This is a genomic window from Acidimicrobiia bacterium (assembly GCA_036271555.1).
In the GTDB taxonomy this organism is placed as follows: domain Bacteria; phylum Actinomycetota; class Acidimicrobiia; order IMCC26256; family PALSA-610; genus DATBAK01.
Map to the genome: position 1 here is coordinate 22,263 of DATBAK010000073.1, position 12,496 is coordinate 34,758.

At 69.4% G+C, this 12,496-nt stretch carries 15 protein-coding genes; 9 read left to right on the top strand and 6 right to left on the bottom strand.

What is annotated here, in order from left to right; genetic code table 11:
- Positions 1-60: 60 nt before the first annotated feature.
- Entirely contained in the window at positions 61-663 is a 603-nt protein-coding gene (locus VH914_16785; GenBank protein HEX4492864.1) for an aminodeoxychorismate/anthranilate synthase component II, read from the bottom strand.
- A gap of 68 nt (positions 664-731) precedes the next feature.
- Between VH914_16785 and VH914_16790 the strand changes: the two genes are divergently transcribed.
- Entirely contained in the window at positions 732-962 is a 231-nt protein-coding gene (locus VH914_16790; GenBank protein ID HEX4492865.1) for a cell division protein CrgA, read from the top strand.
- A gap of 25 nt (positions 963-987) precedes the next feature.
- On the top strand, positions 988-1,638 hold the full coding sequence (locus VH914_16795; protein HEX4492866.1) for a DUF1345 domain-containing protein: 651 nt from the start codon (positions 988-990) through the stop codon (positions 1,636-1,638).
- A gap of 69 nt (positions 1,639-1,707) precedes the next feature.
- On the opposite strand, the gene VH914_16800 is transcribed toward VH914_16795, so the two are convergent.
- Together VH914_16800 and VH914_16805 are read right to left on the bottom strand one after the other, a co-directional pair.
- Positions 1,708-1,995, bottom strand: a complete 288-nt coding sequence (locus VH914_16800; GenBank protein HEX4492867.1) for a hypothetical protein — start codon at positions 1,993-1,995, stop codon at positions 1,708-1,710.
- A 47-nt stretch (positions 1,996-2,042) separates the two neighbouring features.
- On the bottom strand, positions 2,043-3,197 hold the full coding sequence (locus tag VH914_16805; protein HEX4492868.1) for a thiolase family protein: 1,155 nt from the start codon (positions 3,195-3,197) through the stop codon (positions 2,043-2,045).
- Between the two features lie 187 nt (positions 3,198-3,384).
- Here VH914_16805 and VH914_16810 point away from each other — a divergent pair, with 187 nt between their 5' ends.
- Together VH914_16810 and VH914_16815 are read left to right on the top strand one after the other, a co-directional pair.
- A complete protein-coding gene (locus VH914_16810; GenBank protein ID HEX4492869.1) occupies positions 3,385-3,999 on the top strand; it encodes a histidine phosphatase family protein in 615 nt (204 codons plus the stop codon).
- Positions 4,000-4,054: 55 nt separating this feature from the next.
- Complete coding sequence (locus VH914_16815) at positions 4,055-4,861, top strand: hypothetical protein (protein ID HEX4492870.1); 807 nt, start codon at positions 4,055-4,057, stop codon at positions 4,859-4,861.
- Between the two features lie 76 nt (positions 4,862-4,937).
- Here VH914_16815 and VH914_16820 read toward each other — a convergent pair whose 3' ends face one another.
- Positions 4,938-5,201 (bottom strand): hypothetical protein, encoded by a 264-nt coding sequence (locus VH914_16820; GenBank protein ID HEX4492871.1) that lies wholly within the window; start codon positions 5,199-5,201, stop codon positions 4,938-4,940.
- A gap of 123 nt (positions 5,202-5,324) precedes the next feature.
- On the opposite strand from VH914_16820, the gene VH914_16825 reads away from it, so the two are divergent.
- Complete coding sequence (locus VH914_16825; protein HEX4492872.1) at positions 5,325-6,101, top strand: DUF4118 domain-containing protein; 777 nt, start codon at positions 5,325-5,327, stop codon at positions 6,099-6,101.
- Here the strand turns inward: VH914_16825 and VH914_16830 are convergent.
- Positions 6,081-8,438 carry an amino acid permease gene (locus VH914_16830; GenBank protein ID HEX4492873.1) on the bottom strand — a complete coding sequence of 786 codons (2,358 nt, stop codon included), beginning with the start codon at positions 8,436-8,438 and terminating at the stop codon, positions 6,081-6,083. The two genes, VH914_16825 and VH914_16830, sit on opposite strands and share 21 nt — an antisense overlap.
- Positions 8,439-9,091: 653 nt before the next feature.
- Here VH914_16830 and VH914_16835 point away from each other — a divergent pair.
- A complete protein-coding gene (locus VH914_16835) occupies positions 9,092-9,793 on the top strand; it encodes a YceI family protein (protein HEX4492874.1) in 702 nt (233 codons plus the stop codon).
- A gap of 6 nt (positions 9,794-9,799) precedes the next feature.
- On the opposite strand, the gene VH914_16840 is transcribed toward VH914_16835, so the two are convergent.
- Positions 9,800-10,657 (bottom strand): hypothetical protein, encoded by an 858-nt coding sequence (locus VH914_16840; protein HEX4492875.1) that lies wholly within the window; start codon positions 10,655-10,657, stop codon positions 9,800-9,802.
- A 90-nt stretch (positions 10,658-10,747) separates the two neighbouring features.
- Between VH914_16840 and VH914_16845 the strand changes: the two genes are divergently transcribed.
- From VH914_16845 to VH914_16855, 3 genes are all read left to right on the top strand, one after another.
- Positions 10,748-11,941: a hypothetical protein gene (locus VH914_16845; GenBank protein ID HEX4492876.1), complete on the top strand. Its 1,194-nt coding sequence runs from the start codon at positions 10,748-10,750 to the stop codon at positions 11,939-11,941.
- 64 nt (positions 11,942-12,005) lie between these two features.
- A complete protein-coding gene (locus VH914_16850) occupies positions 12,006-12,143 on the top strand; it encodes a hypothetical protein (protein HEX4492877.1) in 138 nt (45 codons plus the stop codon).
- Positions 12,144-12,237: 94 nt separating this feature from the next.
- Positions 12,238-12,496, top strand: a 259-nt coding sequence (locus VH914_16855; GenBank protein ID HEX4492878.1) for a hypothetical protein, incomplete at its 3' end; no start/stop codon positions are given.

Sequence of the window (12,496 nt, forward strand, 5' to 3'; positions counted from 1 at the left end):
GCCGGCCGAGGCCGCGCCGCTCGTTTCGCTCGCGCGCTCCGGCGGGAACGTTCGGCGCGCCTACGACGAGGCGGGCGTGCGCGCGTCGATCGCGTGCAGGAAGTTGCGGAGGAGATCGTGGCCGCCGGTCGTGAGGATCGACTCGGGGTGGAACTGCACGCCCTCGACCGGCAGCTCGCGATGGCGCACCGCCATCACCAACCCGTCCTCCGACTCTGCCGTGATCTCGAGCACCGCCGGCATCGAATCGCGCTCGACGACGAGGGAGTGGTAGCGCGTCGCGGTGAACGGGTTCGGCAGTCCCTCGAGCACACCCGCGCCGTGATGACTGATGGTCGACGTCTTGCCGTGCATGACGCGCGGCGCGCGCACGACCTCGCCGCCGTACAGCTGGCCGATGCACTGCATGCCGAGGCACACGCCGAGCACGGGCACACCGCGCTTTGCGAAGCAGTCGATCGCGTCGTTCGAGAGCCCTGCGTCCTCCGGGCGTCCGGGTCCCGGCGAGATGAGCACGCCGTCGGGGGCGAGGTCGATCATCTGGTCGAGCGTGACCTCGTCGTGGCGGTGCACGATCGGTGTCGCGCCGAGCTCACCGAGATACTGCACGAGGTTGTAGACGAAGCTGTCGTAGTTGTCGACGACGAGGATGCGGGCGTCCACGGGTCCACGTTACCGGCCGCCCCGAGCGCTCCGGCCCGCCGTTTCGGCGCCGCTGTACGCTGACCGCCGTGCCGGTCTCGAAGAGCAAGCGCTCGCGCTACACCCCGCCACCGCCGAAGAAGGCGCCGCCGAGTCCGCTGTGGGTGCCGGTCGCGTTGTGCGTGCTCATGCTCACGGGCCTCGTGGTCGTGCTCGCCAACTACCTGCAGGCGCTGCCCGGTAACACGGAGAACCGCTATCTCATCCTCGGGCTGGTGCTGATCACCGGCGGCTTCGCGCTCGCGACGACGTATCGCTGAGCGCGTCGAACGCCGCGGCACGTTCGTGCTCGATCGCGACTCGACGACTCCGCCATCGGAGGTCGCGCGCGTCCTGCTCTGCGCGGTCATCGGTGCGGTCGTGTCGGGAGCGCTCGTCGCGTTCGCGCCGTGGGAGGTCACGGTGCTCGCGGGTTGGATCGTCGCCGCGAGCTGCTTCGTCGGTCGCACGTGGTGGCGCATCTGGCGCTTGAACGGCGACGAGACGTCCGAGATCGCATTGCGCGAAGACAGCAGTCGCGCGACCGCGCACGTGCTCGTGAACGGTGCGAGCGTCGTGAGCCTCGTCGGCGTGGGCGTCACCCTCGCGGAAGCGTCGGGGACATCGGGCATGCGACGCGTCGTGCTCACGGCGGCGGCCATCCTCACGGTCGCGGCGTCGTGGTTCCTCGTGCAGACCGTCTTCACGCTGCGCTACGCGCACACGTACTACACACCGGCGACCGGCGGCATCGACTTCAACAGCGACGACGCGCCCGACTACCACGACTTCGCGTATCTCGCGTTCACGATCGGGATGACGTTCCAGGTCGCCGACACCGATCTCACGACCAACCGCATGCGCAGGCTCGTGCTGCGGCACTCGCTGCTCGCGTACCTGTTCGGCGCGGTGATCCTCGCGATGACGATCAACGTCGCCGCCAGCTTCATCTTGTGAGACTCGGCCGGGGATTACACGCCTGTCATTCGTCCCCAGCGTTGTCCACAGCTGTGGACAACGCCGTCCTCAGGACTGCCGTCCCGTGTCGTCGACCGGGGCCATGAGGACCATTGGTTCCCGGCAGTGGCGGGGCGGGTCGGGCACCTCGCCGCCCTGCGCCGTGTACATCACGACCTGCGCGCCGCACACGATGCACCGGAACCGGTAGTCGACGTCTTCGAGGGTCGCCACGTCGGGCTCGTCCGGCGGCGGCTCGGCGTTGAAGTTGCGCACCAAGGCCGCGCCGATGAGGTACAGCACCAGCGCGGCGACGAGCGCGATCCCGAACCGGGCGATCGTCCACAGCTCGAACATGACGCTTCGAGTGTACGACCGACGCTTCGAGCGGGCCCGACCGAGAACTACAGCCGCTCGATGATCGTGGCGTTCGCCATGCCGCCGCCCTCGCACATGGTCTGCAGGCCGTAGCGGCCGCCGCTGCGCTCGAGCTCGCAGAGCAGCGTCGCCATGAGGCGCGCGCCGGAGCAACCGAGCGGGTGACCGATGGCGATGGCGCCGCCGTTGACGTTCACCTTCTCCATGTCCGGGTGGTGCTCCTTCTCCCACGAGAGCACGACCGGCGCGAACGCCTCGTTGATCTCGACGAGGTCGATGTCGTCGATCTTCATCTTCGCCCGCTCGAGCACCTTCGTCGTCGCCGGGATCGGACCCGTGAGCATCGTCACCGGGTCGACGCCCGCGAGCGCGAACGTGTGGAAGCGCGCTCGCGGCTTCAGCCCGAGCTGCGCCGCCTTCTCCTCGGTCATGATCAGCACCGCGGCCGCGCCGTCGGTGATCTGCGACGAGTTGCCGGCCGTGATCACGCCGTCTTCCTTGAACGCGGGCTTGAGCTTGGCGAGCGTCTCCACCGACGAGTCGGGACGGATGCCCTCGTCGGTCGCGAAGCGCTCGCTGCCCGCCTCGGTCGTGACGTCGATCGGCACGATCTCACGGTCGAAGCGACCCTCCGCCGTCGCCCGCGCCGCGCGCTGGTGCGACTGCGCGGAGAACGCGTCGTTCTGCTCACGCGTGATGCCCCACCGCTCGGCGATGAGCTCGGCCGAGATGCCCTGGGGCACGAGGTGCGGGTAGCGGGCGAGCATCTCGGGACCGAACGGCATGCTGCCCGGAAGGAACGACGCACCCATCGGCACGCGCGACATGTTCTCGACGCCCGCCGCGATCACGACGTCGTAGGCGCCGGCGATGACGCCCTGCGCCGCGAAGTGCGCGGCCTGCTGGGACGATCCGCACTGGCGGTCGATCGACGTGCCGACCACCGACTCGGGGAAGCCCGCGGCGAGCGCGGCGTTGCGGCCGATGTTCACGGCCTGATCGCCGACCTGCATCACGCAGCCCATGATCACGTCCTCGACGAGCGCGGTGTCGAGATCGTTGCGCTCGGCGAGCGCCCGCAGCGTGTGCGCCGCGAGGTCGACTGGGTGCACGCCCTTGAGCTTCCCGTTGCGCCGGCCAAGGGGCGTGCGGACGGCATCGACGATCACGGCGTTCGGCATGGTTCCTCCCGGAGACGGCTCGCCTCTACGGCGTGCGACCAAAACTAGACCAACCGGTCAACACGTGTTCCGGGCCGGTCAACCGGGCCGATCGGCAACCCGGTCGTGTGCTTGCTCGTCCCGGCACGACGGTGACGCGGACTTCCGGGACCGACCGCGCACCCCACTCCATGCTTCACTTCCCGCCGTGCGTCGCCTCCTGATCGTGCGTCACGGCGAGTCCGAGTGGAACCGCGAGGGCCGCTGGCAGGGCTGGATCGACATCGCGCTCACGCCCCGTGGGGAGGCCCAGGCCCGGGCACGCGGCGTCGAGCTGCACGCCGACGGGCACCGGTTCCCGGCGGTCCATTGCTCCGACCTCGTGCGGGCCGCCCGCACGGCGACCCTGCTGAGCGAGGCGCTCGGCGCTCCGCCCGCGCAACCGGAGCGCGCGCTGCGAGAACGGTTCGGCGGCGAGTGGCAGGGGCTGACCGGTGAGGAGATCCGCACGCGCTGGCCGGAGGAGCGCGCGGCGTGGCGGCGGGGTGATCTCCCGGGTCCGCCCGGCGGGGAGACCGACGCCGCGCTCGTCGACCGCGTGCTCGCGGCCATCGCCGCGATCGATGCCGCCACGGTCGAGGGCCCCGTGCTGATCGTCACGCACGGCGGCGTCCTCGGACAGCTGACCGATTGGGCCGGTCTGCGCGAGCCGGCTCCGATCACGAACCTCGGCGGGCGTTGGTTCGACTGGGACGGCACGGCCCTCGAGCCCGGCGAGGCGCTCCCGCCGCTGGCCGAGCCGACCGAGACCGATCTGGAGTAGGTCGGGACCGGTCGTAGGATGACGCCAACTCGCCGGTCGCACCTGGGGGACCACCATGGCCGTGCTCGAGACGTCCACGCTTCGGCGGTCGAGACTCACGGGCGGCGCGGTGCTCGCGCTCACGCTCGTGCTCGTGCTCGGCGCGTGCAGCAGCAGTAGTAAGTCGTCGTCGCCGACGACGAAGACGAAGACCGCTTCGTCGGCGACCCCGGTGAGCGCCGCGAGCACGCTGACCGGCAAGACGCCCTGCGAGAAGGCAGGCCCGCCCGCGTCGGAGGGCCAGGTCCTCGACGGATCCGGCCACTTCCACCGCGGTCCGTACCCGCAGGTCCCGCTGAGCGAGTCGACACGAGTCTCGCTCGAGCAGGAGCAGGTCGACGCGCGCGCGGTCGCGGTGAAGTACCCGACCGTCGCCAGCGCGCAGGCTGCGGGCTACCGGGAGTCGACGGTCTACGTGCCGTGCATCGGCGCGCACTTCACGAACACGTCCCTCGTGGCCTCGTTCAACCCGTCCGCGCCCTCGGAGCTGCTCTACGACGGCACCAAGCCGACCTCGAAGATCGTCGGTCTGAGCTACCTCGTGTTCCACCCGGGCGGTCCGCCGACGGGCTTCGCGGGTGGGAACGACCGCTGGCACCAGCACACGTTCAACGGCGGGCTCTGCATGAAGGGCGGGCTCGTGATCGGCGCCGAGAGCACGAGCAAGACCGCCTGCGCGCAAGAAGGTGGGCAGAAGATCGCGCTCAACGACATCTGGATGGTGCACGACTGGATCGTCGCCGGGTGGGAGTGCTCATGGGGCGTGTTCGCCGCGGAGTGCCCCGAGCTCGGCGGCAAGGCCGGCCTCGACGCGTTCCACTAGATCTGGTCGGGCTCGCTCGCGGCACCGCCCCGTGAACGCGTAGACGAAGCGACCCCGCCGGGAGCGGGGTCGTGGGCTACGCGTTGGTTCTGCGTCGGGATCCGTTGTCGGAGCAGCGAACGCCGAGCGGGGTCTGCCAGAAGGCGTCCGGCGGTCCGGCCATGCCGAAGCCGGCGACGATCTCACGGGCGGCACCCGCGGTCGTCATGTCGCCGGGTCGACTGCTGCTGAGCAGCCGCTCGACCGTGCGCTCGATACGGGCGTGAGACCAACCGAGGTAGTGGTAGGTCTCGTGCTCGAGCTCGTCCTGTTGGGACTCGTGGATTGAAGGCGGAAGCACCGCACACCTCCGAAGGTCTTCTCGTCACCGGTTCTATCGGCGGCAACGGCCGCAGGGTTCACCGATTTTCCGGTTGCGTTCGCGGGCTCGTCGGCTCGGGGGATCGGAAGTCAGACTGTGCTCGTGGGCGTCGAGTTACCCGGTCCGATTCCGCACCGTCGCGACGGTGGCCACCCGATCGCGTCCTGGACCAGCGCGCTCGTGCTCCCGATCGGCGTCGCCGCGACCTGTATCCCGCTCCGTTCCCACGTCGCCGCGGCCGACGTCGCCCTGCTGCTGGCGGTCGTGATCCTGGTCGCCGCCACCTTCGGCAGCCGTCTGACCGGCGCCGTTGCGGGCGTCGAAGCCGCGATCGCGTTCGACCTCTTCTTCACCAAGCCGTACTACTCGCTGCGCATCAACCGCGCCGAGGACGTCGAGACCGCGGTGCTCATGCTCATCGTCGGCGTTGCGATCGGCGAGATCGTCACGCGCGGCCGGCGCGACCGGCACGCGGCGCGGGTCTCGCGCTCGAACCTCGAACGCGTGTCGCGCTTCACCGAGCTCGCCGCGGGCGGTGAGCGACCCGGGCGCCTGATCCGCGTCGCGCGGCGCGAGCTCATCGAGCTGTTGGAGCTCGATGACGCCGAGTTCGAACGGCCGCCGTTCTTCGACGCGTTGCCGCGTCTCAATCACTCCGGTCTGTCGATTCCGCCGACGCTCGCGACCGACGGCCACGCGGCCGCGCGCCGCGCGTCGCAGATCGAGCTGCCGATCTGGGCCGAGGGACTCGAGGTCGGACGGTTCGTGCTCACGTTGCCCGACGAGGCGACCGGTCTCGAGTTCGCGCCGCAGGCGCGCACGTCCGCGCTCGCGCTCGCCGACCAGCTCGGCGTCGCGTTACTGGCCCACGACCGGTGAGCCCGGCACCTCGAGCGTGTAATACGGGTTGACGATCTCGAGGTGACCGCGCCGCAGGCCGACCGCGCCGGTGACCGCGATCATCGTGCCCGGTTCGATGCCGCCGATGTGCCGGCGCCCGAGGAACACGATGCTGATCTCGCCGCTGGCATCGCGCAGGCGGCACTCCATCGTGGCGATGCCACCGCGCGGCTGGATGCGGATCGCGTGCACGCTGCCGTGCAACGTGACCTGCTGACGGTGGCGCGCGTGCGAGATCGGGGTCGGGCCGTCGTCGTGACGGTCGATGAGCTCCTGCACCTCACGGTCGGGCGGGACCGACGGCAGCGCCTCGCCGATCTCGTGCTGCTGGTGCCGGCCGAGGTGGTACGGCACGAAGGTGACGTTGGCGTGCGGGAGGTCGGCGATCTGCGACGCGAGCGCGTCCGCCGTGCGGTCGTGCAGGAACTTGTGCCAGATGCGCTCGCGGTGGATGCGCGGGAGCAGCACGCTCACCTCGGTCTTCTCGTCGGCGAGCACTTCCGCGACGAGCTCGACACCTGCGCGCTGGATGCGCCGGTCGGGACACCCGACGATCTCGAGCGTGAACCGCGAGAAGCCGAGCTCGAGCCACTGGTCGCGCAACGTCTTCGCGCGTTGCATATCGATCGCGAAGTGCACGGCGCGCAGCTCGTCGGGCGCGAGGGTCCGCGCGTACTGCAACGCGCGGGCCGACGCGAGGTCGATGGTGTCGATGAACACGAGCACGACGTGCCGGCGCAGGATCGGCGCTTCTGCGGCGCGCGCCGCGTCCTCGAGCAGCTCGCTCGCCTCGTCGAGGTACTGCCGGTTGAGCCGCAGCAGCAGCGCCACGAGGATCGGGACGAGCAGGATGATCACCCACGCGCCTTCGGCGAACTTCGCGACCGCGATGATCACGGCGACGACGAACGACAGGAACGCGCCCATCCCGTTGACGAAGAGTCCGCCACGCCAGCCCGGCTCCCGGCGCCGGATGTGGTGCCGAGCCATGCCCGCCTGCGACAACGTGAAGCTCGTGAACACACCGAGCGCGTAGAGCGGGATCAGCCGGCTCACCTTCGCGTCCGTCGCGAGGAGCACGACGATGCTCACGCCGGCGAGCGAGAGGATGCCGTTCGAGAACACCAATCGGTGCCCGCGCTTGGTGAGCTGCCGGGGCATGAACTGATCGCTCGCGGCGAAGGACGCGAGCCGGGGGAAGTCGGCGAAGCTCGTGTTCGCGGCGAGCACGAGGATGAGCAGCGTGCCCGCCTGCAGCGACAGGTAGGCGACGTGCGCGACCGCGCCCGACCCGTACACGAACTTGCCGATCTGCGAGATGACGGTCGGCGTGCCGCTGTCGAACACGGTCACGTGCATGCGCGCGGCGAGCACCGAGATGCCGAGGAACATCACGCCGAGCGTCGATCCCATGATCACGAGCGTCGAGCGCGCGTTCTTCCACGCCGGCTCCTTGAACGCGGGCACGCCGTTCGAGATCGCCTCGACGCCGGTGACCGCGGCACCGCCGGACGCGAACGCGCGCAGCACGATGAACAGTGACGCGCCGAGGAACAGGCCGCTGCCCTTCGACCCGTACGTCAACGCGCCCGCATGGTGCGCGTGGTCGATGGGGAGGTGACCGGTGGCGAGCCTGACGACACCGATCGCGAGCAGCGCGACCATGTTGAGGAGGAAGAAGTACGTCGGCACCGCGAACACGCGGCCCGACTCCTTCACACCGCGCAGGTTGCCGTAGGCGATGATCACGACGAACGCGATGGCGATCGGGACCTCGAAGCGCGCGATCGACGGAGCCGCCGACGCGAGCGCGGCCGTGCCCGCGGCCACCGACACCGCGACCGTGAGGATGTAGTCGGTGAGCAGTGAGACGCCCGCGATGAGCGCAGGGGTCTTGCCGAAGTTGTCCTTGGTGACGATGTACGCGCCGCCGGCGCTCGGGTACTCCTTGATCGTCTGCCGGTAGGACAGGATCAGGAACCCGAGCACGATGAGCAGCGCGATCGTGATCGGCACGACGAGCGCGAACGCGGCGATGCCGATCACCGGGATCAGCGTGCGCAGGATCTCCTCGGTCGCGTACGCCGACGACGAGAGGTTGTCGGACGCGAACACCGCGAGCGCGGTCGGCTTGCCGAGGCGTTGATGCTCGAGCTCGTCGCTCGACAGCGGCGGGCCGAGCAGCTTCTTCTTGACGCGGTATCCGCTCGTCTCCGGCACGACCGGCACGTTCGCGGGCGCGTTCACGGCCGCGGCCGTCGCCGTCGATTGCGCACCCGACGCCACCGGCTCGTCTTGGACCGACTCCACCGCCATGGATCGGAGCCTAGAGGGATCGGGTGGCTCGGTCGGCTCTCGGTAGTGGCTCAGTTTGACTTGGGCTCACGACGGCCGACGGTCCAGAGCTGGATGCCTACCGTGAGCACGCCGAGCAACCCGACGCCGGTAAACCACCACCGTCGGTGGACAAGTGCCACGACGAGGAGAAAGAGAAAGAAGACCAGCGACGCGAAGAGGAAGAGGAACCACCGATCGCGCATGAGCGGCCAACTACCCGCTCTACGCCTCGCTCAGACGAGCAGTTCCGCGACCTGGAACACGGACCACGGAGCCTTCGCCCTCTGGTTCAGATCAGTCAGCATCTCGTGTGCGCTTCACCATCAGTCTGAGCCTACGCGGCGTCGCTCCGACGCCCATCGAAACCACGTCCACGCGACGAACACGAGTATCAAGCCGAACCCGACGATCGTCACGGAGAGCTTCCCGATGAGCAGCATCAGCGGGACGCCGATTGCGACGACGAGCGCAACCGCGACGCCGTGTCGAATCGACGGCCAGTCCAGGTGCATGCGGCACAGTCTGACGACCGCCGCCTATCCGTCAAGCTCAAACTGAGCCACTACCCGGCTCTCGGGCCGTCCGGAGTCGACTGCCAGCCGACTCCCAGGCGAGGCGGCAAGGATGCCCGCATGCACGGTTGGAAACGGTGGGCATTGGTCGCGGTCGTCGTCGTCTTGGTCCTGGTCGTCGGCGGGCCGTTCGTGTACTTCCACTTCATTCAGGGCCCGGCTCCGAAGCCCTTCACGCTCGACGACACCACCACGACCTCGGCGCCGTCGGGTTCGACGACGCCGACGACGACGCTCACGTCGCTCGACGGCACGTGGAAGATCACGAGCGGCTCGCAGGCCGGCTACCGCGTGAAGGAGACGCTGGTCGGTCAGAGCGCGACGGCGGTCGGACGCACGAGCGCCGTCACGGGGTCGATGACGCTGTCGGGCACGAGCGTTCCGAGCGCGAGCTTCACGGTCGACATGACGAAGGTCTCGAGCGATCGCAGCCAGCGCGACGATCAGTTCCAGGGCCGGATCATGGACACCGCCGACTTCCCCACGGCGAAGTTCGCGCTCTCGTCGCCGATCAAGCTCGGCAGCGTTCCCTCGGCGAGCACGACGATCACCCCGTCGGCAACCGGCAAGCTCACGCTCCACGGCACGACGAAGACGGTGACGATCCCGCTCTCCGCGAAGCGCGCCGGCAACACGATCGAGGTGACCGGCTCCACCACGATCACGTTCTCCGACTACGGCATCGACAATCCGAGTGGCGGCCCCGCGTCCGTCGGCAACAACGGGACGATGGAGTTCCTGCTCGTACTGACGAAGTCGTAGGCGCAGTTACGACGGGCAGCTCTGCAACGGGTTGAGCGGGTTCACCCACGTCGTCCCGTCGCCGGTGAAGTTCGATTGCAGGAGCGCGAGATCCGACGAGTCCACGGCGCCGTCGTGGTTGATGTCGCCCGCGAGCAGCGAACCGAGCTCGCCCAGCTCGGGCATGAGGATGCTCTCGTCGATGCAGCCGACCATGCCGTCGAAGTTGAGGTCACCGACGAGCGGACCCGGCGTCGTCGTGGTCGTCGTCTCCGGCGGTTGCGTGGTGGTCGTCGGAGGTTCCGTCGTCGTCGTGGTCGGCGGCGGCGGCGCTTGTGTCGTCGTCGGCGACCGCGGACGGGTGGTCGTCGTGGTCCGGCGACGCGTCGTCGTCGTGGTCGTGGAACCGCGCTTGTGCGGGCCCCGCACGGTCGTCGGTGTATGGCCCTGCGAGGTCGTGCCGCGCGACGTCGTCGAAGATGACGACGATCGGGAGGTCGTGGCCGAGCCCGAGCGCGCCGCACTCGTGGTGGCCGAACCGGACTTCCGATGGCTCGACGACGAGCGCGTGCTCCGCTTGTGCTGCGCCGTGCTCGACGGCTCCGCGTCGTCGTTGACGCGCGATGACGAAGACGACGACGTCGTCGCACCCGCGGCGACGCGCGTGTCGGGACGAACCGGGCTGCGGTGCACGACGAACGCCGCGCCCCCCGCAACGAGAACGACGGCTGCCGAGCTCGCGGCGACCGCGCGCTTCGCGCGGTGACCGAAGTGGAGCTCCGACGGCGCGATGCCGAGTGCGGGCACGCCGTACATCGCGACACCCGCGACCGAGACCGCGACCACGACGACCACTACCGCGCCGATGATGAGTGCTGCTTCCATTACCGCCCCGCAGCCGTGCATCCATGCCTGCCGGAAGAAACGGTAGCCCCATGAGCGCGACCGCACACCTCTCCCTGCGAGACTCCCGCGATGCGCCGCATCGTGTGTCTCTTGGCCGTCGCGTCGTGCGCACTCGGCGCCTGCAGCAGCTCGGGTTCGAAGCCGAACGCGTCGCGAGGCCGTAACACCTCGACGACCGTCGCCGCCGCCGTCGCGGCCAAGGCCTACGAGCAGGCCGGACCGCACCCCGTCGGCGTCACGACCTACACGCTGCCGGCGGGGAACCAGGTCGAGGTCTGGTACCCGGCGGTCGACGGAACGACCGGCACCATCAGTTACGACGTGCGCGACTACGTGCCCGCCGCGATCAAGCAGTTGCTCACCGCGAACGTGCCCGCGACGTTCAGCTATCCCGGCAAGCGCGACGCCGCGGCCGCGCCGGGCACGTATCCGCTCGTGCTCTTCAGCCACGGCTTCTCGGGCATCCGCATGCAGTCGTCGTTCCTCACGTCGCACCTCGCGTCGTGGGGGATGATCGTCGCGTCGCCCGAGCATCCGAGTCGCGACCTCACGCACGCGCTCGTGGGTGAGGTCGGACCCGCGCAGGCGTCGGTGAACGACATCAAGGCGACGCTGCAACTCGTCACCGATCAGAATCGGAAGAGTGGTTCGCTGCTCGACGGTCACGTCGACCTCGCACACGTCGCCGCGGTCGGTCACTCCGCCGGCGGCGCGACCGTGCTCAGTGCCGCGCAGCAGATGCCCGAGGTCGCGGGTTACGTGTCGCTCGCGTCCGGCATCTTCCGCGACTCCAGCACGACGACGAGCGCGGGCGCGACGACGACCACGACCGCGATGCCCGAGAAGCCGTCGCTGTTCGTCGCGGGCACCGACGATCACGTCGCGGTCTTCTCGCAGGTGACCAAGCCCGCGTTCGACGCGGCAGCCGCGCCGACGCGTCTGTGGTTGATCGACAAGCTCGGTCACAACGGCTTCGACGACTTCTGCACGTTCGGCAACGGCAAGGGCATCATCGGCGTGGCCGAAGCCGCGGGGCTCGGTCCCGCGCTGTCGAGGCCGCCGCTCTCGCAGTTCAAGGCGCTCGGCGAGGACGGCTGCTCGCCGCCCGCGCTGCCCGTTCGCCAGGTGTGGCCGATCATCGACCACGTCGTCACGTCGTGGCTGCGCAACCTGTTCGGAACCGACAAGGCGCCCGTCGGACTCGATGCGTCGGTCTCGGGTCAGTACAACGTGAAGGTCGATATCTCGACCCGCCTCGGCTGACGCGTCGCCATCGGCATCGCGCAGGAGCGGCGGCGGGAACTTCGACAACACGCAACCCGTGCGCGTGAGCAAGCGGTTCGCTCGCGCGCTCCTGGCGAGCACGCTCGAGGGTCGGACGCGCGACAGCGATGCGTTCGAGATGCTCGGGTTTCGCACGGCGACCACGTTGCGCAGGCTCGCCGAGCGGATGGGCGTGGCCTGACGGCCGGAGCTTGCGTCGGCTCAGGTCGCGTCGCCGCCCGTCGATTGAGTCGCGGAGGAACTCGCGCGCTCGGCGATGAAAGGCGTTGCAGCTCATGGCGAAGCACCACGTCCTGGTGGACGAGTACGGCAACAAGGCCCGGTTCGTCGGCGATCACCTCGGCCAGAACCGCCGCGGCGACGACTACTACGTCAAGGGCGACGACGACACGCGCACGCTGCTGCACGTCGACAACCGCGACGGCTCGTGGCTCGCGGTGACGCGCGAGCAGGAAGTCGACGTCATCCGTCGCCTCATCGCGGAAGGCGACCGTGACCTCGGCACCCGTGTCGCCGACGCGCTCGACCGGAGCG